This is a genomic window from Cellulomonas hominis (assembly GCF_005239125.1).
Classification (GTDB): Bacteria; Actinomycetota; Actinomycetes; order Actinomycetales; family Cellulomonadaceae; genus Cellulomonas; species Cellulomonas hominis_A.
Genome location: NZ_SZYE01000047.1, coordinates 1 through 22771, shown reverse-complemented (window position 1 = coordinate 22771; position 22771 = coordinate 1). Strand labels below are relative to the sequence as shown.

20 protein-coding genes are annotated in these 22771 nt (G+C 74.5%); 10 read left to right on the top strand and 10 right to left on the bottom strand.

Features of this window, described 5'->3' with window-relative positions; genetic code table 11:
- From FA014_RS08180 to FA014_RS08140, 9 genes are all read right to left on the bottom strand, one after another.
- Positions 1–1254 (bottom strand): Ig-like domain-containing protein (locus FA014_RS08180; RefSeq protein WP_230322969.1); only part of this gene is annotated, 1254 nt, incomplete at its 3' end.
- A 157-nt stretch (positions 1255–1411) separates the two neighbouring features.
- Positions 1412–2755, bottom strand: coding sequence for a dipeptidase (locus FA014_RS08175; RefSeq protein ID WP_154729199.1), 1344 nt, complete (start codon positions 2753–2755; stop codon positions 1412–1414).
- A gap of 52 nt (positions 2756–2807) precedes the next feature.
- The gene (locus FA014_RS08170) at positions 2808–3884 is read right to left on the bottom strand and encodes an aminopeptidase P family protein (RefSeq protein ID WP_195969209.1); all 1077 of its coding nucleotides are present in this window, start codon (positions 3882–3884) and stop codon (positions 2808–2810) included.
- 47 nt (positions 3885–3931) lie between these two features.
- Entirely contained in the window at positions 3932–5506 is a 1575-nt protein-coding gene (locus tag FA014_RS08165; RefSeq protein ID WP_154729197.1) for an MFS transporter, read from the bottom strand.
- Between the two features lie 113 nt (positions 5507–5619).
- Positions 5620–6012 (bottom strand): D-ribose pyranase, encoded by a 393-nt coding sequence (gene rbsD, locus FA014_RS08160; protein WP_154729196.1) that lies wholly within the window; start codon positions 6010–6012, stop codon positions 5620–5622.
- Positions 6013–6017: 5 nt separating this feature from the next.
- Positions 6018–6932, bottom strand: coding sequence for a carbohydrate ABC transporter permease (locus FA014_RS08155; protein ID WP_154729195.1), 915 nt, complete (start codon positions 6930–6932; stop codon positions 6018–6020).
- Complete coding sequence (locus tag FA014_RS08150; RefSeq protein WP_154729194.1) at positions 6929–7864, bottom strand: carbohydrate ABC transporter permease; 936 nt, start codon at positions 7862–7864, stop codon at positions 6929–6931. Before FA014_RS08150 ends, FA014_RS08155 begins: the two co-directional genes overlap by 4 nt.
- 65 nt (positions 7865–7929) lie before the next feature.
- Positions 7930–9204 carry an ABC transporter substrate-binding protein gene (locus FA014_RS08145; protein WP_154729193.1) on the bottom strand — a complete coding sequence of 425 codons (1275 nt, stop codon included), beginning with the start codon at positions 9202–9204 and terminating at the stop codon, positions 7930–7932.
- 54 nt (positions 9205–9258) lie between these two features.
- Entirely contained in the window at positions 9259–10440 is a 1182-nt protein-coding gene (locus tag FA014_RS08140) for a nucleoside hydrolase (RefSeq protein WP_230322968.1), read from the bottom strand.
- Positions 10441–10559: 119 nt separating this feature from the next.
- On the opposite strand from FA014_RS08140, the gene FA014_RS08135 reads away from it, so the two are divergent.
- On the top strand, positions 10560–11645 hold the full coding sequence (locus tag FA014_RS08135) for a LacI family DNA-binding transcriptional regulator (RefSeq protein WP_195969208.1): 1086 nt from the start codon (positions 10560–10562) through the stop codon (positions 11643–11645).
- Entirely contained in the window at positions 11642–12673 is a 1032-nt protein-coding gene (locus FA014_RS08130) for a sugar-binding transcriptional regulator (protein ID WP_154729191.1), read from the top strand. Before FA014_RS08135 ends, FA014_RS08130 begins: the two co-directional genes overlap by 4 nt.
- Before the next feature lie 10 nt (positions 12674–12683).
- On the opposite strand, the gene FA014_RS08125 is transcribed toward FA014_RS08130, so the two are convergent.
- Positions 12684–13577 (bottom strand): ribokinase, encoded by an 894-nt coding sequence (locus FA014_RS08125; protein ID WP_154729190.1) that lies wholly within the window; start codon positions 13575–13577, stop codon positions 12684–12686.
- 100 nt (positions 13578–13677) lie between these two features.
- Here FA014_RS08125 and FA014_RS08120 point away from each other — a divergent pair, with 100 nt between their 5' ends.
- The 8 genes from FA014_RS08120 (at position 13678) to FA014_RS08085 (ending at position 22679) form a co-directional block, all read left to right on the top strand.
- A complete protein-coding gene (locus FA014_RS08120) occupies positions 13678–15192 on the top strand; it encodes an FGGY family carbohydrate kinase (RefSeq protein ID WP_195969207.1) in 1515 nt (504 codons plus the stop codon).
- A 41-nt stretch (positions 15193–15233) separates the two neighbouring features.
- Entirely contained in the window at positions 15234–15899 is a 666-nt protein-coding gene (locus tag FA014_RS08115) for a DUF2291 family protein (RefSeq protein WP_154729188.1), read from the top strand.
- Complete coding sequence (locus tag FA014_RS08110) at positions 15896–17530, top strand: sugar ABC transporter ATP-binding protein (RefSeq protein ID WP_154729187.1); 1635 nt, start codon at positions 15896–15898, stop codon at positions 17528–17530. Before FA014_RS08115 ends, FA014_RS08110 begins: the two co-directional genes overlap by 4 nt.
- The gene (locus FA014_RS08105; protein ID WP_154729186.1) at positions 17530–18645 is read left to right on the top strand and encodes an ABC transporter permease; all 1116 of its coding nucleotides are present in this window, start codon (positions 17530–17532) and stop codon (positions 18643–18645) included. The genes FA014_RS08110 and FA014_RS08105 overlap by 1 nt, the downstream gene beginning before the upstream one ends.
- Before the next feature lie 33 nt (positions 18646–18678).
- Positions 18679–19686 carry a D-ribose ABC transporter substrate-binding protein gene (locus tag FA014_RS08100; protein WP_154729185.1) on the top strand — a complete coding sequence of 336 codons (1008 nt, stop codon included), beginning with the start codon at positions 18679–18681 and terminating at the stop codon, positions 19684–19686.
- A gap of 139 nt (positions 19687–19825) precedes the next feature.
- Positions 19826–20827, top strand: coding sequence for a TIM barrel protein (locus FA014_RS08095; protein WP_154729184.1), 1002 nt, complete (start codon positions 19826–19828; stop codon positions 20825–20827).
- A complete protein-coding gene (locus FA014_RS08090) occupies positions 20824–21735 on the top strand; it encodes a transketolase (RefSeq protein ID WP_154729183.1) in 912 nt (303 codons plus the stop codon). The genes FA014_RS08095 and FA014_RS08090 overlap by 4 nt, the downstream gene beginning before the upstream one ends.
- Positions 21732–22679, top strand: coding sequence for a transketolase family protein (locus FA014_RS08085; protein WP_154729182.1), 948 nt, complete (start codon positions 21732–21734; stop codon positions 22677–22679). The genes FA014_RS08090 and FA014_RS08085 overlap by 4 nt, the downstream gene beginning before the upstream one ends.
- The last annotated feature ends 92 nt before the right edge of the window (positions 22680–22771 follow it).

The following is a 22771-nucleotide window of genomic DNA, read 5'->3' as shown; positions in this document are numbered from 1 at the left end:
GCCGTCCGCGCTGCGGAGCGCCGTGAGGTCGAGGGTGGCCGCGGCGGCCGCGGACTCGGTGCCGGGGGCGCCGGTGAGCGTGCCGGTCCAGGTGAGGCCCCCGTCGGCGGTGCCCAGTCCGCCGAGCGTGGCGCCGGGGGTGCGCAGGGCGGCGGCGACGCCCGAGGCCACCGGCTCGGAGAACGTGACGGTGAGGCGCGCGGTCGTCGTGCTCGTCAGGCGCGGCCCCGACACGTCGACGGTCGCGGTGAGCGGCACGGTGCGCACGTCGAGGACCGGTCCGATCGTGGTCCCGGAGCCGACGTTGCCCGCCGCGTCGGTGACGGTCGACAGGTCCAGGGTGAGCGCGGCCGTCCCGCGCACGCCCGGGGCGGGGGTGAAGGTCGACGTCCAGGTGAGGCCGCCGTCGGCGCTGGTCGCGGGGGTGAGCGTGCCGCTGGTCGCCGCGAGACCGGGCCCGGTCGGTGCGGACACCGGCTCCGAGAAGGTGGCGACGACGGTGGCGGTCTCGCCCGCGCGGACCGTGGCGACGCTGCTCGCGATGCTCGCGGTCGGCCGCTGGGTGTCCACGGAGTACGCGGGGGAGGTGCTGGTGCCGGCGCCCGTGTTGCCGGCCAGGTCCGCGACGGCGCCGTTGGCGAGGGTGATGACCTGGCCGGTCGCGGTGACGTCGGCCGCGGGCGTGAGCGTCGCGGTCCAGGTGATGCCGCCGTCGCTGCTCGACAGGCCGCTGACCGTGCCGCCCTGGACGACGAGGTCGGCGGCGGTGAACGCGGTGACCGCCTCGTCGAACGCGACGGTGACGGTCGCGGTGTCGCCGATGCGCAGGCTCGTCCTGCCGAGCGTGATGGTCCCGACGGGCCGCACGGTGTCGACCCAGTACGCGTTCGACCGGCTGGTCCCGGTCCCCGGGACGTTCGAGCCGTCGACGACGCCGTGGTTGGCCACCACGACCGCGCCGTTCCCCACCACGACGTCGGGCTCGGGCGTGAGCAGCGCGGTGAAGGTCACGTTGTCCGACGTCGCCAGGTTGCTGATCGTGCCGCCGTCGGCCACGAGGTCGCCCGTGTCGAACCCGGTGACCGGCTCGGAGAAGGTGATCGTGACCACCGACGTCCTGCCGATGGCCAGCAGCGACTCGGCGACGACGACGGTCGCGGTCGGCGCGGCGGCGGCCGCGGGAGCGGCGACCGCCAGGACCGGTGCGGCCGCCAGGGCGAGCGCGAGGACCGGGGCGGTGAGGGTGCGGCGCATGCGTGGAGGGTCCCGTCGGGGGTCGGCGCAGGCCGAGGACGGACCCGGTCGGGTCGCGGCGGCGTGCGGGATGCCGTCACCGTACGACAGGGCGCACCGCCCTCAGCAGGGCCTTCCCCCTATCGGATGCATCCGGCGACCGCCAGGGACCTCGGTCTCAACCTCGCCCCGCGTACCGCTGGAGGAACAGCGCCTCCGCCGTCGCGAGCCGTTCGATCTCCCGGGGGTCGACGCTCTCGTTGGGCGCGTGGATCAGCGCCTGCGGCTCCTCGACGCCGAGCAGCAGGATCTCCGCGTCGGGGTAGGTCTCGGCGAACACGGTGCACAGCGGGATCGACCCGCCCTGCCCGAGCAGCACCATGTCCCGGCCGAACGCCTCCCGCATGGCGGTGCGCATGGCCTCGTAGGCCGGCCCGTCGGTGGCGGCGCGGAACGGGGAGCCGGTCGCCTCCACGTCGACGGTCACCGCGACCCCCCACGGCGCGGCCTCGGTGACGTGCGCGGTGAGGGCGGCCAGCGCGTCGGCGGGCGCGGTGCCCGGCGGGATGCGCAGGTTCAGCCGGGCGGCGGCCCGCGGCACGATCGCGGCGGTCGACCCGACCACGGGCGGGCAGTCGATGCCCAGGACGGTCAGCGCCGGCCGGGCCCAGAGCATGTCCGACACCGTCCCGGACCCGAGCAGCGCCTCCCCGGGGGGCACCTGCGCGTCGGCGCGGAAGGTGTCCGGGTCGTAGGGCGCGCCGGGCCAGGTCTGCCCGTGGTCGAGGCCCCGCACCGTGGTGTCGCCGTCGGCGGACCGCAGCGACGCCAGCACCGCGATGAGCGCGGCGAGCGCGTCCGGGGCGGGGCCGCCGAACATCCCGGAGTGCAGCTCGGTGGGCAGCGCGTCGACCCGCACGACCACGTTCACCATGCCGCGCAGGCTGACGGTCACGGCCGGCACCCCGACGGCGGCGTCGCCGGTGTCGCACACCAGCACCGCGTCGGCCCGCAGCAGGTCGGCGTTCCGCGGCACGAAGTCCTCGAGCCCGCCGGTGCCCTGCTCCTCGGAGCCCTCGACGACGAGCCTGAGGTGCACGGGGACGTCGTCGCCGAGCGCCCGGAGCGCCGCCAGGTGCATGAGGATGTTGCCCTTGCAGTCGGCGGCGCCGCGGCCGTACCAGCGCCCGCCGGCCTCGGTCAGCGCGAACGGCGGCGTCCGCCAGGCCGCGTCGTCGAGCGGCGGCTGCACGTCGTAGTGGGCGTACAGCAGGACGGTCGGCGCGCCGGGGTCGGCGGCGGGGCGCGAGCCGACGACCGCGTCGCTGCCGTCGGCCGTGCGGTGCAGCGCGACGTCGGCGAACCCGACGTCCCGGAAGGCGTCGGCCACCCACCGCGCCGCCTGGGCGCACGCCTCGGGCGGGAACTGCCGGGGGTCGGCGACCGACGGGATCGCCACCAGCTCGGCCAGCTCGCTCCGGACGCGCGGCATCTGCTCGGCCACCCGCTCGCTCAGGTCCACAACGTGCTCCTCCCGCACCCCCGCGCGACGCCGGCACGGCGCCGCGTCGCTCTCACCCGACGACCCGCAGCTCGCGGGAGGTCGTGTTCAGCCGCCGCACCCCGTCCGCGGTGACGGTGACGATGTCCTCGATCCGCACCCCGAACCGGCCGGGCAGGTACACCCCGGGCTCGACCGAGAAGCACATCCCCGGCACGAGCGGCAGCTCCTCGCCCTCGACGACGTAGGGCGGCTCGTGCGTGGTGACGCCGATGCCGTGCCCGGTGCGGTGGATGAACCGCTCGCCGTACCCGGCGTCGGCGATCACGGCCCGCGCGGCCCGGTCGACGTCCTGGCAGGCGACGCCCGGCCGCACCGCGTCGACCCCGGCCTGCTGCGCGAGCCGCACGACCTCGTGCACCTGGCTGACCTCCGCGCCGGGCTCGCCCACGCTGACGGTCCGGCTGGTGTCCGAGCCGTAGCCGGCCAGCAGCCCGCCGAAGTCGAGCACCACGCAGTCGCCGTCCTCGATGACCCGGGTGCCCGCCTCGTGGTGCGGGTTCGCCCCGTTGGGCCCCGACCCGACCACGGTGAAGTCGACCTGCTCGTGCCCGTGCTCGCGCAGCAGGTCGGCGAGGTCGGCGGCGACGTCGGTCTCCCGGCGGCCGGCGAACGGCACGTGCAGGATCTGCTCGTACGTCGCGTCGGCGGCGGCCCCGGCCGCGGCGAGGCGCGCGAGCTCGTCGGGGTCCTTCACGGCGCGCAGCATCGGCAGCCGGTCGGTGACGGCGTAGAACCCGGTGCCGGGCAGCGCCGCCTGGAGCCCGAGCAGGTGCAGCGCCCAGGCGCTGTCGGACACGGCGTACCGGGCGCCGTCGCGGAGCACGGCGCTCGCGGCCGCGTACGGGTCGGCGCCGTCCACCCAGTCGACGACCGCCGTGGCCGCCGTCCCCGCGGCGCCCTCCGCGTCGGGGCGCTCGAGCCGGGGCACGACCAGCGTGGGCTCGCGGTCCGCGGTGAGCGCCAGCAGGGTCAGCCGCTCCGTGATCGCCGTCGGCTGGTACCCGGTGAGCCACACCAGGTCGGGGCCGGGGGTGACGAGCACCCCGTCGAGCCCGGCGGCGCCGGCGTCGGCGACGACCCGGGCCATGCGGGCGGCGTAGTCGCCGCGGGTGAACGGGGCGGGTGACGTGGTGGTCACGAGGGCTCTCCCGGGGTGGTGGGTGCCGGCCGGTCGCCGGCGGCGGGCGCGGGGCGGGCCGCGGGGCCGGCGGCGGTCCGCGACACCGCCCCGGCGGCGGAGGTCGGCAGCGTGATGAGGTGCGCGGCGGCGGCCGCGGCCGCGTCCTGCACCGTGCCCTGCGCCGCGCGGTGCCGCCGGATCGCGACCACCGCGAGCAGGATGCCGAGCGCGCTCAGCACGGCCATCACCCAGGCCGCCGCGGCGAGCCCGGACGCGAGCGCGTCGGACGGCGGCGAGCCGGTGGCGGTCCGGTCGGCGCGCACCGACGCGTACACGGTCGCCGCGATGGCCGTCGCGACCGCCGCACCGACGTACCGGGCCATGTTCGAGACGCCGGAGGCCGAGCCGACCTGCTCCTGGGGGACGACCGCGGTCGCCGCGGAGGACGAGGGCCCGTTCGACAGGCCCATCCCGACCGCGATCGCGATCAGCGGCAGCAGGAACGCCCCGTAGCCCCAGCCGGCCTGGACGAACCCGACGATCACGAACCCGGCCGTGGTCAGCAGGAAGCCGACGCCGATGACCTGCCGGCCGCCGACCCGCTTGGTCATCCGCGGCACCAGGGGCGCCACGATCACGAGGCCGACGGTCGCGGGCAGCGTCGCGAGCCCGGCCTGCAGGGAGCTGAAGCCCAGCGCGGCGGGGTCCTGGAAGTAGAGGCTGAGCAGGTACATCAGGCCGTTGATCGTGCCGGCGCCGATGAGGATCGCGAGCGTCGCGCCGACCAGGACGCGGTTGCGCAGCAGCGCCAGGTCCAGCAGCGGCACCGCGACCCGCTTCTCGACCACGACGAACAGCCAGCCGGCGACGACGCTGACCACCAGGCAGCCGATCGTGGCCGCGGACAGCCAGCCCCAGTCGCCGCTCTTGCTCACGCCGAGGATCAGGGCGGCCAGGGTCAGCGCGACCAGGACCGTGCCGAGGTAGTCGATGGTGCGCGACCGGTTCGGGTCCTTCGACTCGGCGACGGTCAGGTAGGTGATGACCATGCAGACGACGCCGACCCCCGCGTCGATCCAGAACAGCCCCTGCCAGCCCGTCAGGTCCACCAGCACGCCGCCGACCAGCGGGCCCGCCGCGGCGCCGACCGCCGCGGCGGCGCCCCACAGCGACACCGACCGGAGCTGGTCCTCGCCGTCGCTCGCGACGGACAGCAGGCTCAGCCCGCACGCCAGGATCGTCGAGCCCGCGGCGCCCTGGATGAGCCGGCCGACGATGACCCCGGCCCCGTCCTGGGACAGCGCGATCAGCACGCAGGAGAGCACGAACAGCAGCAGCCCGAGCTGGAACACCCGCTTGCGGCCGAACACGTCACCGAGGGAGCCGGCGGTGATGATGACCGCGGCACCGACCAGCGAGTAGCCGGTGACCGCCCACTGCAGCGTGTCCACCGACGTCCCGGTGTCGGCGCTGATCGCCGGGAGCAGGATGCTCACCGCCGAGGTGTTGGCGTTGACCACCAGCGTCGACAGGCAGGTGGCCGCCAGGACGCTGCCCGCGCCCCGTGCGGTGGTGCGCGCGTCGGTCATCGGAGCCCCCCTCGTGCGCCGGGCCGCGGTGGGCCCGCACCGCCCGGTGGCTCGACCGTAGGCCGCGGGCCCCGCGGCGACGCTCACCCCCCGGGGGTGAGCGTCGGCGCGGCTCAGACCGGGAAGGCCACCCCGCACCGCAGCACGACGTTGGCGTAGGCGGTCGCCTCGCCGGTCCGGACGACCACCCGCGCGTCGCCGACCATCGCCTTCAGCCGGTCGTGCGGCACCCGCTCCGCCGGCTCCGCGAGCCGGGCGTCGACCCAGCCCGCGGGCGGCCCGGCCTCGGCGTCGGCGCTGATCCACGCGTGCTCGACGACGACCTCGTCGAGCAGCGCGTCCAGCACGTCGGTGAAGGCCGGCAGGCCGAGGACCACCGCGAGGTCCACGACGGGGACGTGCGGCGGGACCGGCAGCCCGGCGTCGGCGACGACCACGAGGTCGGTGTGGCCGAGCCGGGCGAGGTGCCCCGACAGCGGGGCGTTGAGGATGCCGCGTCGCTTCATGGTGGTCAGCCCTTCACGGCGCCGGCGAGGGCACCCTGGACGAAGTAGCGCTGGAACATCAGGTACACGATCACCACGGGCACCGCGGACAGGATGATGAACGCGTTCAGCGGACCGTAGTCGGTGCCGTGCTGGGTGGAGAAGCTCTGCACCGCGAGCGGCACGGTCCAGTTGTCCTGGGACCGCAGCAGCGTCGTGGCCATGGCGTACTCGTTCCAGGTGCCGACGAAGTCCAGGATGAACAGCGCCGCGAGCGCCGGCTTGGCCAGCGGGAGGATCACCTGCAGGAAGATCCGGAAGGTCGAGGCGCCGTCCAGCCGGGCCGACTCCTCGAGCTCGTCGGGGATCGCCCGGAAGAACCCGTAGAGCACGAACACGGCGTACGGGATGCCGAACGCGAGGTACGGCAGCAGCAGGCCGGGCCGGGAGTCGAGCAGGCCGAGCGAGAGCATCGTGCTGAACAGCGGGCCCAGCGCGATCTGGATCGGCACCATCGACCCGATCGCGATGAGCCCGAGCACCAGCCGGTGCGCCCGGAACCGGAGCCGGGCGATCGCGAACGCGGCGGCCGCGGCGAGGAACAGGCCCACCGGCACCTTGATCAGCGAGATGACCAGGCTGTTCAGACCGGTGGTGCCGAGGGAGCCGACCCGGAACGCCTCGGCGTAGTTGCCCCACTCCCACGTCGTCGGCAGCGACCACGGCGCGGTGCTGCTGATGTCCGCGGTCGACTTCACCGAGGTGAGGAACATGATGACGAACGGCAGCGCCCACAGCAGCGAGGTCAGCACGAGCGCGATCCACAGCCCGATCCCCGCGTAGTCACGCCGCCGGCGGCGGGCGGCGCCGGTGCTCGGCGCGCCCGTCACGGGGCGCGCGCGGCGGGTCACGGCGACCGGGACGGCCAGCTTGTCGCTCACTTGTCGTCTCCCTTCATCGACCAGGCCAGGTAGGGCACCACCAGGCAGAGCGACAGCACGAGGAGCACGGTCGCGACCGCGCCGCCCGCCCCGAAGCTGTGGTTGGTGAACGACTGCGTGTACGACCAGAGCGCGAGCACCTGCGTCGACTGCGCGGGGCCGCCGCCGGTCATGCCGACGATCAGGTCGAACACCTTGAGCGAGTTGATGATCGTGAGGATCACGACGACGACCGTGGTCGGGCGCAGCGCCGGCAGGGTCACGTTGCGGAACACCTGCCACGTCCCGGCGCCGTCGATCTTCGCGGCGTCGACCAGCTCCGGCGGCACCGACTGCAGGCCGGCGAGGAACAGCACCATCGGGAACCCGACGGCCTGCCAGACCGAGGCCGCGAACACCGAGTACAGCGCGATCGACGGGTCGCCGAGCCAGGACTGCGCCCAGCTGCCGAGGCCGACCGCCTCCAGGCCCTGGTTCACCAGGCCGAGCGTCGGGTTGTAGATCCACCGCCACATCGCCGCGACGGTGATCGACGCGAACACGGCCGGGATGTAGAGGACCGACCGCATGAGGTTGCGGCCGACCAGCCGGCGGTTGAGCCCGAGCGCCAGCAGCAGCCCGAGCACCATCGGGATCAGCAGGGACAGCACGACCCAGATGACCGAGTTGCCGAACGCCTTCCAGAACACCGGGTCCGCGGTGAACAACCGCTGGTAGTTGTCGAGCCCGACGAACTCGGGCGTCTCGGTGCGGAAGCCCGACCACCGGTAGAAGGACAGCCGGATCGAGTCGAGCATCGGGTAGACGATGAAGTAGCCGTACAGGGCGACGGCCGGGATCAGGTAGGGCAGGGCGGTCAGGAACGGCCGGTGGCGCCGGCCCGTGCGCGGTGGGGCGGTCGGCGGGTCCTGGCGGGAGGTCAGGGCGGTCATCATCGACTCCAGACGGGCTCCGGGCTCCGGGGCGGGGCGACGCGGCCCCGCCCCGGAGCGCCTGGTCAGTTGTTCGCGTCGCGCCACTTCTGGAACTCGGCCCCGGCGTCCGCCGGGTCGAGCTCACCGGTGAGCACCGAGTTCTGGATCCGCCAGTACTCCGTGGTCTCCGCCGTGGAGAAGTTCTGGTCGTTGTTCACGTAGAGGCCCTCGCCGGCGCCGATGATCGCCTGCCAGTCGGCGCCCAGCGGGGCGTCGGCCGCGGGCTCCACGGACGAGTTCACGGAGATCGACGCGAAGGCCGTGCCGAGCTTCTCCTGCCCCTCCGGCGAGACCATGTAGTCGAGGAACGTCGCCGCGGCGTCGGGGCTCTTGGCGGCGGGCGTCAGGTAGAGCAGCTCGCCGAACCCGTACGTGCGCCCGGTCCCGGTCGGGAACGTGAAGATCCCCAGGTCCTCCTGCGGCAGGCCGCCGTCGACGGCCATCGGGCCGTACCAGTCGCCCTCGATGGTCATGGCGGCCTGGCCGCTGTAGAACAGCTGCGCCGCGTCGTCGTTGCTGATGCCCATGAACCCGGGGTTGAGGTAGTCCGCGCCCCAGCTCTCGAGCTCGGTGAACGCGTCGGTCACGCAGGCCTCGGCGCCCCAGTCGCCGTCGCCGGTGGTCAGCTCGTCCGCGGTGTCGGCGCCGCACTCGGTCTCGATGAGCGAGTCCAGCAGCCGCATGACGTGCCAGTTGACGGTGCCGCCGAACGTCATCGGGGTGATGCCCGCGTCCTTGAGCTGCTGCGCGGCGGCGACGAGGTCGTCGTAGGACGTCGGCAGCTCGGTGATGCCGGCCTGCTCGAACAGCGCCTTGTTGTAGAACACGGCCTCCGTCGCCTGGATGAACGGGACGCCGTGGTAGCCGTCGTACTGGGTGGCGTTCGCGAGGGCCGCCGGGGTGAGCTCGTCCGCCCAGCCGTACTCGTCGTAGAAGGACGTGAGGTCGGCGCTCACGCCGGCGGTGACCAGCTCGCCGCCGAGACCGGGCCCGCCCCAGTACCGGTACAGGTCGGGGAGCGAGTCGGTGCCGGCCGCCTGGCGCAGCGCGTCCTTGTGCGCGTCGGTCGCCCGCTCCTCGGTCTTGATCGTGATGCCGGGGTTGGCCTCCTCGAAGCCGGCGACGAGGGCGTCCCACGCCGTCTTCTGGGCCTCCTCCTGCGTGAGCGTCCAGACGGTGACCGTCTGGTCTCCGCCCTCCGCCGCGTCGTCGCCGCCGCTGCTGCAGGCGGTCAGCCCCAGCGCGAGCACCCCGGCCGTGGCCGCGAACCTCGTCGTCTTGCGCACGTGTGCCTCCATCGTGGTGAGTGGTCGTTGCGTGGTGGTGGAGCAGGGGGAGCCGGCCCGGTCGGGTCAGGCGCCGGCCTGCCACCGGGCGAACTCGTCGAGCTTGTGGAAGAAGTCCTCGAACATCAGGCGCGTGTCGACGTGGGTGTAGACGCGCATGGGGCGGCTGCCGCGCACCGGGCGGTAGGTGCCGTCCGCGGTGAGCTGCGGGGTGGGGCGCTCGACGTACGCCGACGACGCCGCGTCCGGCTCGAAGGTGGACCGCAGGGCGGTCAGCAGGACCAGCGGCGAGTCGCCGAGGGCGTACGACTCGCTGACCGGCATCCCGAACTCGTGCACCCGGTCCTGCTCGTACCGCACCTCGTCGTAGAGGTACGCGCCCAGCGGGCCGGTCGCCGCGACGCGGCGGCGCAGCTCGGCGTCCGAGACCAGGCACTGGCGGTAGACGTCGCGCGGGACCTGCCAGATCTCCAGGGCCGGGGCGTCGAACAGCACCTGCGCGGCGGTGACGTCGATCAGCAGGTTGTACTCGACGGGCATCGCGTCCCGCGGCGGGAGCGCGAGGCCGTCGTGCTCGGGGCCGCCGATCCACACCAGGACGAGGCGCTCGGCGATCCGCGGCTCCAGCAGGTACGCCGACGCCAGGTCGGTGAGCCCGCCGCCGGCGGCGTAGAACAGCGGTGCCGGGTCGTCGCGCATGGCCTCGGCGACGATGGCCCGGGCGGCCGGGGAGTCCTGGGGCGTGGCGGCGTCGACGAGGGCCGCGGCCGCGCCGCGGACCACGCACCCGTCCTGCTCGGCGCCCATCCGCGCCAGCACGTCGGCGAGGACCGCCTCGGCGTTCGCGGCGGTGTCCGGGCCCGGGTCGAGCGGGTCGTCCGGGCGCAGGTGCGAGGCCACCAGCAGCGGGATGCGCACGGAGGGCGACAGCAGGTGGTGCACCAGCTGGTAGAGGTCGTCCGGGTCCCCCGAGAAGTCGTTGTCGACGATCACGCGGGCCCGGGGGGCCGGGAACGGGCGGTCGAGCCACGGCGTCTCGCCGAGGCGCCACCGCCGGTCGGCGGGGACGGCGTGCCGGTCGGGGTCGGCGTGCGGGTCGGGGATGCGGGTCAACGGCGTCTCCTGGCGGTCGGCCTCGGTGCCTGCCGAGGCGTGCGGGGTGTCCCGCGGGGGTGGTGGTCGGCGGGCGTCGCTGCCCGTGCCGACCTCGTCCTCGATGACGTCTCCGAGCGATAAGTTATCGATCACCTACGACGGACCACAAGAGGTTGTGCATCACGAATCGGTAACGCATGAAAATTCAAGACTCAGTCCCGCGCCCGCCGCTAGAGTCGGCGGGGTCCCCGAACCGCGCCGGAGAGACGCCCATGACCCACCAGGACAGCCCGGCGAGGCCGCCGAAGATGGCCGACGTCGGCCGGCTCGCGGGCGTCTCCGCGCAGACGGTGTCCCGGTACTTCACCGGCACCGGGTACGTGGGCGCCGAGACCCGCGAGCGCATCGAGGCCGCGATCGCGGAGCTGGACTACCGGCTCAACCAGTCCGCCCGGAGCCTGCGGGTCAACGCCACGCGCACGGTCGGGGTGCTCACGACCGGCCCGTCCCTCTACGGGGGCTGGTCGACCATCAGCGGGCTGAACCAGGCCGCCGCCGCGGCCGGGTACTCGCTGCTGAGCGTCCAGCTCGAGGCGGACCCGGCGGGTTCGGACGCCCCGGACTGGATGCACCGGGCCCTGGACCGGTTCCTCTCGGCCCGCGTCGACGGGATCGTCGTGTCCTCGTCCCACCCCGGGATCGAGGACCTGCTGGAGCGGGTCTGGGAGCGGGTGCCCGTGGTGATCCTGGCCGGCCGGTCCTGGCCGCTCGCCGACTCCGCGACCGTCGACTCCTACGAGGCCGGGGTGCTCGCGACCGAGCACCTGGTGGCGCTCGGCCACGAGCGGGTCCTGCACCTCGCCGGCCCCGAGGGCGTCAACGAGGGCGTCGAGCGCGAGCGGGGCTACCGGGACGTGCTGGCCGCCGCGGGGCTGCCCGCGCTGCCGGTGCCCCGCGGCGACTGGTCGGCGGCGTCGGGCGCGGCGATCGGCGAGCGGGTGGACGCCGGCTCGTTCACCGCGGTGTTCGCGGGGAACGACCAGATGGCGCTCGGGTTCATGAGCGCCCTGCGGTCCCGCGGGCTCGTGCCGCCCGGCGACTACGCGATCGTCGGGGTGGACGACATGCCGGACGCCCGGTTCTACAGCCCGGCGCTGTCGTCGGTGTCGATGGACTTCGTCGGGCTCGGCCGCGCCGGGTTCGAGATGATCCTGCACCGGATCCGGTCCGGGGAGCGCGTCCCCCGGCGTGTGATCCGGCCCGTCCTGGTCCCGCGCGAGTCCACCCGGGCGTCCGCGGGCGGTACGCTCCCAGGTCGTCCCGCAGCGCCGCCACCTGCCGTCGAGAGGTCCCCATGAGCGTCAGTCCCGGCAGGAGGCGCGGCCCCGTCGGCGCCAGCGACCAGACGCGGCTGATGGCGAAGATCGCGCTGATGTACCACGAGCGCGGTGCCCGGCAGACGGAGATCGCCCAGGAGCTGCACGTCTCGCAGTCCAAGGTGTCGCGGCTGCTCGCGCGCGCCGCGGAGGTCGGCATCGTCCGGACCATCGTGACCGTGCCCGCCGGGGTGCACACCGACCTGGAGGAGGCGCTCGAGCGCCGGTACGGGCTCGCGGAGGCCGTGGTCGTCGACGTCTCGGGCGACGAGGGCGAGGTGACGCCCGCGCTCGGGTCGGGTCTCGCCACCTACCTGGACGCGACCCTGACCGGGGGCGAGGTCGTCGGCATCTCCTCGTGGTCGGCCACGCTGCTGGCGGCCGCCGCGGCCATGCGCCGGTCGCCGGCGCGGGTGGTGGACCAGGTCATCCAGATCGTCGGCGGCGTGGGGGAGTCGCGGGTGCAGGTGCAGGCCTCCCGGCTGATCAGCCTGTTCGCGGACGCCACCGGGGCCGAGCCGGTGTTCATGCCGGCGCCCGGCGTGCTCGGCTCGCCGTCCGCGCGCCAGGTGCTCGTCGAGGACCCGGCGGTGGCGGCGGTGATGGAGTCCTGGGGCGGGCTGACCACCGCGCTGGTCGGCATCGGCTCGCTGCAGCCCTCCCCGCTGCTGCGCGAGTCCGGGAACTCGGTCGCGGAGCGGGACGCCGACGAGCTGCGGGCCGCGGGCGCCGTGGGGGACATCTGCCTGCGGTACCTGGACGCCGACGGGGCCGTCGTGCGCTCCGACTTCGACGCCCGGGTGGTGGGCATCGACCCCGAGCGGTTCCGGGCGATCCCGCGCCGGATCGGCGTCGCGGGCGGCGAGCGCAAGCACGACGCGATCCTCGGCGCGCTGCGCGGCGGCTGGCTGACGGTGCTGGTCACGGACGTGGGCACCGCGACGCGCCTGGCGGCCGCGGACGGGCCGCCGGCCGGCGCGGAGCCTGCCCCCGCGGACGCCCGGCCGTAGCCGGCGCCCCTCAGGGCAGGTCGTCTCCCCGCCAGGGGTAGGACGGCTGCGCCCCGAGCCGCGTCACCGACGCCGCGGCCACCCGGGTCGCGAGCGCCGCCGCCTGCTCGACGGCGAGGCCGTCCGCGATCCCGGCGGCGAGCGCGCCGACGAACGCGTCCCCGGCCCCGGTGGTGTCGAGCGCGTCGACCCGCCGGGCGGGCAGCGACCAGGTCGCACCGTCCGCCACCCCGACGACGCCGCCGACCCCGAGCGTGACGACCACCGACCGGACGCCCCGCGCGGCCAGCTCGCGCGCGGACTCCGCGGGGTCCGCGTACCGCCGCCCGAGCAGGATCGCCGCCTCGTGCTCGTTCACCACGAGCGGGTCGGCCGCGGCGACCGTCTCCGGGGGCAGCTCCGCCGCGGGGGCGACGTTGAGCACCAGGCGGGTGCCGCCCGCCGCCGCCAGCCGCGCGACGTGCGCGACGGTGGCGAGCGGGATCTCGGCCTGGACGACGCAGACCCGGGCCCCGGCCACCAGGTCCTCGGCGTCGTCGACCCGGTGCGGCGTGACCGTCGCGTTCGCGCCGGGCAGCACGACGATGGTGTTCTCGCCGTCGTCCGACAGGGTCACCACGGCCAGGCCCGTCGGCGCGTCCACCGTGCGCACGTGCGTGAGGTCCACGCCCGCGTCCCGCAGGCCGGCGAGCGCGGTGGCGGCGTAGGCGTCCTCGCCCACGGCGCCCACCATCGCGACGTCCGCCCCGAGCCGCGCGGCCGCCACCGCCTGGTTCGCCCCCTTGCCCCCGGGCAGCACGGTGGAGGTGCGGCCCAGCAGGGTCTCCCCGGGTCGCGGGTGCCGCTCGACCTGCAGGATCAGGTCGGCGTTGATCGACCCCACGACGACGACGTCACGAGCCACGGGCGTCTCCTTCGACACGATGTGGTCACGGATGGTTGACAGCCCATTCTGCCGCTCCGTACGGTGAGGCTACTTCATTCAGAGTGGAATGGATATGCAGATGAGCGACGGGGCGATCGCGACGGCCGGCACGGGCCGCGCCGGCGGTGGCGCGGTGCTGGCCCTCGACGAGGGGACCACGAACACCAAGGCGGTGCTCGTCGACGCCGCCACGGGCGCCGTCCTCGCCGCCGCGTCCCGGCCGCTCGGCATCGCCTTCCCCGCCCCCGGCCACGTGGAGCAGGACGCCGCCGAGCTCCGGGACGCGACCCTCGCCGCGGCGCGCGCGTGCCTCGACGTCGGCGGCGACGTGCCGCTGCTCGGCATCGCGATCGCGAGCCAGCGCGAGTCGGTCGTCTGCTGGGACCGGCGCACCGGCGAGCCGCTCGGCCCGGTGCTCGGCTGGCAGGACGCGCGGACCGCCGCGTGGTGCGCCGACCTCGCCGCGGCCGACCCGGGCGCCGCCGAGCGCGTGCGGGAGCGCACCGGCCTCGCCCTCGACCCGATGTACTCCGCGCCCAAGATGCGCGCGGCCCTGGACGCGGCGCTCGCCGCCGGGGTCCCGGCGGACGCCGTCGTGCTCGGCACCGTGGACTCCTGGCTCGTGCACGCGCTCACGGGCGAGCACGCCACCGAGCTGGGCAACGCCTCGCGGACCCTGCTGCTCGACCTCGCGACCTGCGCCTGGGACCCCGAGCTGCTCGACCTGTTCGGCATCCCGCGCGGCGCGCTGCCGGAGCCGCGCGGGTCGGACGCCGGGTTCGGCCGCACCCGGGCGGGCGGCGCGCTGCCCGCCGGCGTGCCGGTGGTCGCCGTGCTCGCCGACTCGCACGCGGCGATGTACGCGCAGGGCTGCACCGAGCCCGGCACCGGCAAGGCGACCTACGGCACGGGCTCGTCCGTGATGACCCCGACCGCCTCGGCCATGCCGGCGCCCGACGGGATCACCACCACCCTCGCCTGGCACGTCGGCGGCGCGCCCACCTTCGCCCGGGAGGGCAACATCGTCGCCTCGGGCTCCGCGCTGGACTGGATGGCGACGACGCTCGGCCGCCCCGCCGGCACCTCCGGCGGCGCCTTCCTCACCGACCTCGCCGCGGGGGTTCCGGACGCGGGCGGCGTCGCGTTCGTCCCCGCCTTCTCCGGCCTCGGCGCGCCGTACTGGGACCGCGCCGCCACCGGGGTGCTCGTCGGTGTGACCGCCGGGACCACGCGCGCGCACCTCGCCCGCGCCGCGCTGGAGGCGGTGGCCCACCAGGTCGCCGACGTGGTCGACGCGATCGAGTCCGACGGGCTGGCCCGCGTCGACGTGCTGCGCGCCGACGGCGGCGCGACCGGGTCGGCGGTGCTGATGCAGGTCCAGGCCGACCTGATCGGCCGCCCCGTGCAGGTCGGCGACGCGCCCGAGGCCTCCGCGCTGGGGGCCGCCCTGCTCGCGCGGCGCACCCTCGGCCACGCGGGCGAGGCGGCGGGGGTGCGCCGGCGGATCCACCCGTCCGGGACCGACCCCGCGCCGGCCCGCGCCGCGTGGGCGCGGGCGGTCGCCCGGTCCCGGGGCCACGCCGTCGCCGGCTGACCCGCCCCACCCGCACCACCACACCTACTCGAGGGAGAGCCATGGTCTCCGAACACGTGCGCCGACGGCCGCTGTGGCGCCGCCCGGCGGTCGTCGGGCCCGTCGTCGCCGTGGCGGTCGTCGCGGCCGCCCTGGCGAGCACCACGTTCGTGCCCGCCGGGTCCGTCGCCCAGGCCGCCGACACCGCGGTCGAGTACGCCGACGAGAACTACGAGCAGGTCGTGGTGCCCGCCGTGGTCGACGCCGCGCAGCCGCTCGACGAGCTCGTCGCGGCCCTGGTCGCCGACCCGGACGCCGCCGGCGAAGAGTTCGGCAGCCGCGAGGACGAGGGCAAGCCGTGGAGCTTCGCCGCCTCCGCCACGGGGACGGTGGTCGAGGGCGGGTTCGGCGAGATCGGCCTCGAGGTCCCGTCGATGCCCCCGGGCGTCACCGTCGGCGTCGCGATCCCGCCGTTCGGCTCGAACACCGCCCTGCGCGACGCCGGCACGGACCTGACCTTCGGCGACTTCGTCAACCAGACGGAGTTCCAGAACGTGGCCATCGAGCTGAACAACCACGCCGTCGAGGACGTGTACGGCGACCTCGACCCGCAGTCGCTCCTGGGGCAGACCGTCGACGTGGTCGGCGCCTTCACCTGGGTGTCCAAGACCGGCGGGGCGATCGACCACGTGACGCTGGTGCCGGTGCAGATCGAGGCCGCCTCGTGACCGCCGCGGCGCCGGAGGCCGGGTCGCTCGACGCCCCGCACGACGTCCTCCTGCGCGCGACCGGCGTCGCCAAGGTCTACGGCGGCACGCACGCGCTGCGCGGCGTCGACTTCGAGGTCCGTCGCGGGCAGGTCACCGCCCTGATCGGGGAGAACGGCGCGGGCAAGTCCACGCTCATGAAGATCCTCGCCGGCGTGGAGCGCCCCACCACCGGGACGATCGAGCTGGACGGCGAGCCCGTCGTGTTCGCCTCGCCGGCGGACGCGGTGGCGCACGGCGTCGCGATCATCCACCAGGAGCTGAACCTCTGCCCCAACCTGTCGATCGCCGACAACATCTTCATCGGCCGCGAGCGGACGAAGGGGGCGTTCGTCGACTTCCCGCGGCAGCGGGAGGCGGCGCGGACGCTGCTGGAGCACCTCGAGGAGCCGCTGAACCCGACCACCCTGGTCGGCGAGCTGCGGCTGGGCCAGCAGCAGCTGGTCGAGATCGCCCGGGCGCTGTCCGAGGACACCCGGGTGCTGATCATGGACGAGCCCACGTCGGCGCTGTCCGCGGCCGAGGTGCACGTGCTGTTCCGGGTGATCCGAGAGCTCACCGCCCGGGGCGTGTCGATCATCTACATCTCGCACCACCTGGACGAGTGCCTGGAGATCGCGGACACCGCGGTGGTCCTGCGGGACGGCAGCATCGTCGCCCGCGCGCCCATGGCCGAGGTCGACCTGGGCTGGATCGTCGCGCAGATGGTGGGCCGCGACGAGAGCGCGCTGTTCGCCCCGATGGCGCACGACCCCGGGCGGCCGCTGCTGGAGATCGAGGGGCTGATCGTCTCCGACCCCGACCAGCCGGAGCGCCTCGCCGTCCGCGGCGTCGACCTCACGGTGCACGCGGGCGAGGTGGTCGGCGTCTACGGCCTGATGGGTGCGGGCCGCACCGAGCTGCTGGAGGCGCTGGCCGGCCGCAACCCGGTGCTGGGCGGCCGGGTCGTGCTCGACGGCCGCGACCTCACGCACGCGAGCGTGGGGGAGCGCATCGAGGCCGGGCTGGTGCTCGTCCCGGAGGACCGGCAGCGCGACGGGCTGGTCCAGGCGCTGTCGGTCGGCCGGAACATGAACCTGTCGGCGGTGGAGCGGTTCGTGCGCGGGCTGTTCATCCGGTCCCGCGACGAGCGCGCGGCGATCGACGACGTCGCCGCCCAGGTCCGCGTCAAGGCGGCCGGGCAGGACGCGCCGATCGGCTCGCTGTCGGGCGGCAACCAGCAGAAGGTCGTGATCGGGCGGGCGCTGATGACCCGGCCGCAGCTCCTGGTCCTCGACGAGCCCACCCGCGGCATCGACGTCGGCGCGAAGGCCGACATCTTCGCCCTCATGGCCGAGGAGGCCCGCAAGGGCATCGGCGTGCTGTTCGCGACCAGCGAGGTCGGCGAGGTGCTGCACGCCTGCGACCGCATCGTCGTCATGGCGCGCGGCCGCGTGGCCGCCGTGCTCGACCCCCGCACCACCGACCGCGAGCGGCTGATGGCCGCCTCCGACGTCACCGTCCCGGACGACGCCGCCGGCACGACGACCCGCACCGACCCCGGCGCGCCCACCCTCCCCGCGGCGCCGGACCCGACCCCCGAGGAGCACTGATGGCGACGACGACGCAGAGCCCCGGCACCACCCGCACCCCCGTCCCGCAGGCGAAGCGGGGCGTGGGCGAGTTCCTCCTGGACCAGCGCGCGTTCGTGGCGCTGATCGTCCTGATCATCGTGTTCTCGCTGCTGTCGGACGCGTTCCTGACGCCGACGAACCTCATCACGATGACGAAGCACGTCGCGTACAACGCGATCCTCGCGCTGGGCATGCTGCTGGTCATCGTCACCGGCGGCATCGACCTGTCGATCGGGTCGATCGTGGGGCTCTCCGGGATCGTGTCGGGTGTGCTGCTCCAGGGCTGGGAGCTGTCGGTGTTCGACACCACCGCGTACCCGGCCGTGTGGGTGGTGATCGTCGTGGCCCTGGCGGTCGGCGGCCTGGTGGGCGCGTTGAACGGGGTGCTGATCACGCGGTTCGCCGTGGCGCCGTTCATCGCGACCCTCGGCACCCTGTACATCGCCCGCGGGGCCGCGCTGCTGATCTCGAACGGCTCGACGTTCCCGCGGCTGCAGGGCGACCCCGAGCTCGGCAACACCGGCTTCTCGTTCCTCGGGGTCGCGCGCCCGCTCGGCATCCCGACGGCGATCTGGATCATGGTCGCGTTCGCCGTCGTGGTGTGGGTGCTGGTCACCCGGACCCCGTTCGGGCGGCACCTGTACGCCACCGGCGGCAACGAGCGCGCGGCCCAGCTCGCGGGCGTCCCGGTGCGCTCGGTCAAGATGCGCGTCTACATCATCTCGGGCGTCTGCGCGGCGATGGCCGGCCTGATCATCGCCTCCGAGCTGACCTCGGCCGCGCCGCAGACCGGCAACACCTTCGAGCTCAACGCCATCGCCGCGGTGGTGATCGGCGGCGCCTCGCTCGCCGGCGGCCGCGGCACGGTCAAGGGCGCGCTGATCGGCGCGTTCGTCATCGGCTTCCTCTCCGACGGCCTGGTCATGGTGGGCGTGTCCACCTTCTGGCAGACGGTGATCAAGGGCTTGGTCATCGTGCTCGCCGTGATGCTCGACCAGGGCCAGCAGAGGTTGAAGAACGCCCGCGCGGCCGCCGTCGCCGCGCAGAGCGTCAAGCGCGACCTGGCGGCAGCCACCCCCTCCGGCGCCCGCTGACCCGGCCCGGCCATCTCACAGGAGGTACTCCAGATGCGACGCACGTTCCGCAACGGCGCGGTGCTCGTTGCCGCGTTCTCCGTCCTCGCGCTCGCGGGCTGCTCCGGCTCCTCGGGCGGCAGCGGCGGCGAGACCACCCAGGCCGCCGACAGCGAGAGCGCCGGCGGCGGCGAGGCCGGCGGCCTGATCGCCGTCATCACCCCGTCCCACGACAACGTGTTCTTCAAGGCGGAGGCCGACGCCGCCGCCGCGAAGGCCGAGGAGCTGGGCTACGACGCGCAGTCCGACTCGCACGACGACGACCCGAACAAGCAGAGCCAGCTGATCGACTCCGCGATCTCCAACGGCGCGAAGGCGATCATCCTCGACAACGCGGGCGCCGACGTCACGATCGGCGCGGTGCAGAAGGCCGAGGACGCCGGCATCCCGGTGTTCCTCATCGACCGCGAGATCAACGAGACCGGCGTGGCGAAGTCGCAGATCGTCTCGAACAACGCCCAGGGCGCCGGCCTGGTCGGCGAGGCGTTCGTCCAGGCGCTCGAGGGCAAGGGCCGGTACATCGAGCTGCTCGGCCGGGAGACGGACACCAACGCGGGCGTGCGGTCCGACGCCTACCACGCGGTGATCGACCAGTACCCCGACCTGCAGATGGCGGCGCAGGAGACGGCCAACTGGGACCAGCAGGAGGCGTTCACCAAGATCGAGACGCTGCTGCAGAAGGACCCGGACATCCAGGGCATCATCGCGGGCAACGACACCATGGCCCTCGGGGCCGTGGCCGCCGTCGACGCCGCCGGCCTGACCGGGAAGATCACCGTCGCCGGCTTCGACGGCAGCCCCGACGCGGCCGCGGCGATCAAGGACGGCAAGCTCCTGGCCACCGGACTGCAGCCCGCCGTGCAGATCGCGGAGATGGCCGTCGAGCAGGCGGACGAGTACATCCGCACCGGCGAGACCGGGCAGCCCGAGAAGCAGTCGGTGGACTGCGTGCTGATCGACGCCTCGAACGTCGACCGCTACACCCTGTTCGCCCTCGAGTGACCCGCCCGGCGCGGCCGGGGCCCCTGCGCTCCCGGCCGCGCCGCCGGCCCACCCGACCTCCCTCCCCGGCGCACGACCCTGGCGCCCGGTCCGCCCCGCGTGGCACACTGGGTGCATCAACGATCGGAGTTGAATAGATATGTCCACCACCACCCCGCTCCCCGCGTTCGGCGCCGGCCTGTGGCACTTCGCCTCCTACGTCGACCGGTACGCCACCGACGGCTACGCGCCGCCCGTGACGACGCTCGAGCAGATCGAGCGCGCCGGCGCGGTCGGCGACCTGTCCTACGTGGACGTGCCCTACCCGTTCACCGAGGGCGTCACCGTCGACGACGTCGCCAAGGCGCTCGAGGCGCAGGGCCTGAAGGCCATCGGCGTCACCCCCGAGATCTACATGCGCACGTACGCCAAGGGCGCCTTCACCAACCCGGACGCGCAGGTCCGGGCGGACCTGCTGGCGTTCCTGACCGAGGCCGCCGACGTCGTGCGGACCCTCGGCGCGAAGTACCTGAAGGTGTGGCCCGGCCAGGACGGCTGGGACTACCCGTTCCAGGTCTCGCACGCCCGGCAGTGGGAGCTCGCGGTGTCCGGCATGCGCGAGCTCGCGCAGGCGAACCCCGACGTGAAGATGGTGATCGAGTACAAGCCGCGCGAGCCGCGCCAGAAGATGTTCTGGGACTCGGCCGCCAAGACCGTCCTCGGCATCCAGGCCATGGGCGTCGACAACGTCGGCGTCCTGCTCGACTTCGGCCACGCGCTGTTCGGCGGGGAGTCGCCCGCCGCGTCGGCGCAGCTGCTCATCGACCACGGGCTGCTGTGGGCGATGGACGTCAACGACAACCTCCGCGGCTGGGACGACGACATGGTCGTCGGCACCGTGCACCCCGTCGAGGTCTTCGAGTTCTTCTACACCCTCAAGGTCAACGGCTGGGAGGGCGTCTGGCAGCTCGACCAGTTCCCGTTCCGCGAGGACACCGTCGAGGCCGCGCAGCTGTCGATCCGGTTCCTCAAGGCGATCCACCGGGCCCTGGACGAGGTGGACGTGGACGCGCTGCGCGCCGCGCAGGAGGCCCAGGACGCGATGGGCGCGCAGCGGATCGTGCAGGACGCGCTGTTCAGCAGCATGAGGAGCGGAGCATGACCGTCGAGGAGGACCTGGTCCCCGAGGTGGGCGCCGTCCCGACCGAGGCCCTGCGGGTGTTCGGCCGCACCCCCGCCGGCGCGACGCGCGAGGAGGTCGTCGCGCACCTGCGGGCGGCGTCGCGCGCGGTGCGCCGGCGGGACATCCGGATGGTGCGGGCGGCGGGGCTCGGGCACATCGGCGGGGAGTTCTCCGTCATCGACGTGCTCGTCACCCTGTACCTGCACGCGGCGGACATCGCGCCGGACCGGCTGGCCGACCCCGACCGCGACCGGTTCATCCTGTCCAAGGGCCACGCCGCGGCCGCGCTCTACACCACCCTCGCGACGGCCGGGTTCCTGCCGCCGCAGGAGCTCAGCACGTTCATGCAGCCGCAGTCCCAGCTCAACGGGCACCCGGCGCGGACCAAGATCGCCGCGGTCGAGGCGAGCACCGGCCCCCTCGGGCACGGCCTGCCGATCGCCGTCGGCACCGCCTTCGCGGGCCAGCTCGACGGCTCCGCCCGGCGCACCTTCGTCGTCGTCGGCGACGGGGAGCTGCAGGAGGGGTCGAACTGGGAGGCGCTGATGACCGCCGGGAACCACCGCCTGGACCGGCTGTGCGTGATCGTCGACCGGAACCGGCTCCAGCAGGGCGCGAAGGTCGAGGACACCAACGACCTCGAGCCGCTGGCCGACAAGCTCGCGGCCTTCGGGCTCGAGGTGGTCGAGGTGGACGGGCACGACCACGGCGCGCTGGTCGACGTGTTCGCGGCGGTCCCGGCGGCCTCCGGGAAGCCGACCGCGGTGATCGCGCACACCCACAAGGGGCACCCGATCTCGTTCATGTCCGACGACGTCGCCTGGCACCACAAGGTCCCCTCGGAGGACCAGGTCGCGCAGGCCCTGGCCGAGCTGGAGGACAAGTGACCACCACGACGGAGCGCCCCGCGCTGCACGACTGCCGGGACGCCTGGGTCGAGGCCCTGGTCGAGCTCGCCGAGCAGGACGACCGGATCGTCGCGGTCGTCAACGACTCGGTGGGGTCCAGCAAGCTCGCCCCGTTCCAGCAGCGGTTCCCGGAGCGCCTGATCAACGTCGGCATCGCCGAGCAGGACATGGTCGGCGTCGGCGCCGGCCTGGCCAACGGCGGGAAGATCCCGTTCGTCTCCGCGGCGGCGTGCTTCCTCACCGCGCGCGCGATGGAGCAGATCAAGGTCGACGCCGCCTACTCCCAGCACCACGTCGTCCTGGTCGGGCAGAGCCCGGGCATGGCGTACGGGGAGCTCGGCCCGACCCACCACTCGATCGAGGACCTGGCGTGGCTGCGGACCATCCCCGGCCTCACCGTGATCGTGCCGGCGGACCCGGCCGAGACGCGGCAGGCGCTGCGCTGGGCGGCGCAGCACGACGGGCCGGTGTTCGTGCGGGTGTCCCGGATGGGCGTGCCGGACGTGAACCCCGAGGGGTACGAGTTCGTCCCCGGGCGGGCCACGACGCTCCGGGACGGCGCCGACGTGACGATCGCCGCCACGGGGACGGTCGTGTCCCGGGCGCTGGCGGCGGCGGAGCTCCTCGCCGCGGGCGGCGTGGACGCGCGCGTGCTCGCGGTGCCGACGATCAAGCCGCTGGACGAGGAGGCCCTGGTGGCGGCCGCGCGGGAGACCCGCGGCGTCGTCACCGTCGAGGAGGCGCTCGTGAGCGGCCTCGGCGGGGCCGTGGCCGAGCTGCTGGCCCGGCGGGAGCCCGCCCGGATGCGGATGGTGGGCGTGCAGGACCAGTTCGCGCCGACCGGGTCGGTGGAGTGGCTGCTCGACCACTTCGGCATCAACGCCGAGGGCATCGCGGGGGCGGCGCGGTCCCTGCTGGGCTGACGGCGCCGCCGGGGCGGTGCGGGCGCGGCGTCGGCCGCCGCGCCCGCACCGCACCCGGCCAGTCCGCCTGCGCGTCCCGGCGGGCCCGGCGC

Bases quoted from the DNA above. Each gene is read 5' to 3' on its own strand.
- FA014_RS08090 (WP_154729183.1), top strand. From the start codon at position 20,824: ATGACCGTCGAGGAGGACCTGGTCCCCGAGGTGGGCGCCGTCCCGACC.
- FA014_RS08100 (WP_154729185.1), top strand. From the start codon at position 18,679: ATGCGACGCACGTTCCGCAACGGCGCGGTGCTCGTTGCCGCGTTCTCC.
- FA014_RS08145 (WP_154729193.1), bottom strand. From the start codon at position 9,204: ATGGAGGCACACGTGCGCAAGACGACGAGGTTCGCGGCCACGGCCGGG.
- FA014_RS08135 (WP_195969208.1), top strand. From the start codon at position 10,560: ATGACCCACCAGGACAGCCCGGCGAGGCCGCCGAAGATGGCCGACGTC.
- FA014_RS08115 (WP_154729188.1), top strand. From the start codon at position 15,234: ATGGTCTCCGAACACGTGCGCCGACGGCCGCTGTGGCGCCGCCCGGCG.
- FA014_RS08150 (WP_154729194.1), bottom strand. From the start codon at position 7,864: ATGACCGCCCTGACCTCCCGCCAGGACCCGCCGACCGCCCCACCGCGC.
- FA014_RS08105 (WP_154729186.1), top strand. From the start codon at position 17,530: ATGGCGACGACGACGCAGAGCCCCGGCACCACCCGCACCCCCGTCCCG.
- FA014_RS08165 (WP_154729197.1), bottom strand. From the start codon at position 5,506: ATGACCGACGCGCGCACCACCGCACGGGGCGCGGGCAGCGTCCTGGCG.
- FA014_RS08120 (WP_195969207.1), top strand. From the start codon at position 13,678: ATGAGCGACGGGGCGATCGCGACGGCCGGCACGGGCCGCGCCGGCGGT.
- FA014_RS08170 (WP_195969209.1), bottom strand. From the start codon at position 3,884: ATGGCCCGGGTCGTCGCCGACGCCGGCGCCGCCGGGCTCGACGGGGTG.
- FA014_RS08130 (WP_154729191.1), top strand. From the start codon at position 11,642: ATGAGCGTCAGTCCCGGCAGGAGGCGCGGCCCCGTCGGCGCCAGCGAC.
- rbsD (WP_154729196.1), bottom strand. From the start codon at position 6,012: ATGAAGCGACGCGGCATCCTCAACGCCCCGCTGTCGGGGCACCTCGCC.
- FA014_RS08095 (WP_154729184.1), top strand. From the start codon at position 19,826: ATGTCCACCACCACCCCGCTCCCCGCGTTCGGCGCCGGCCTGTGGCAC.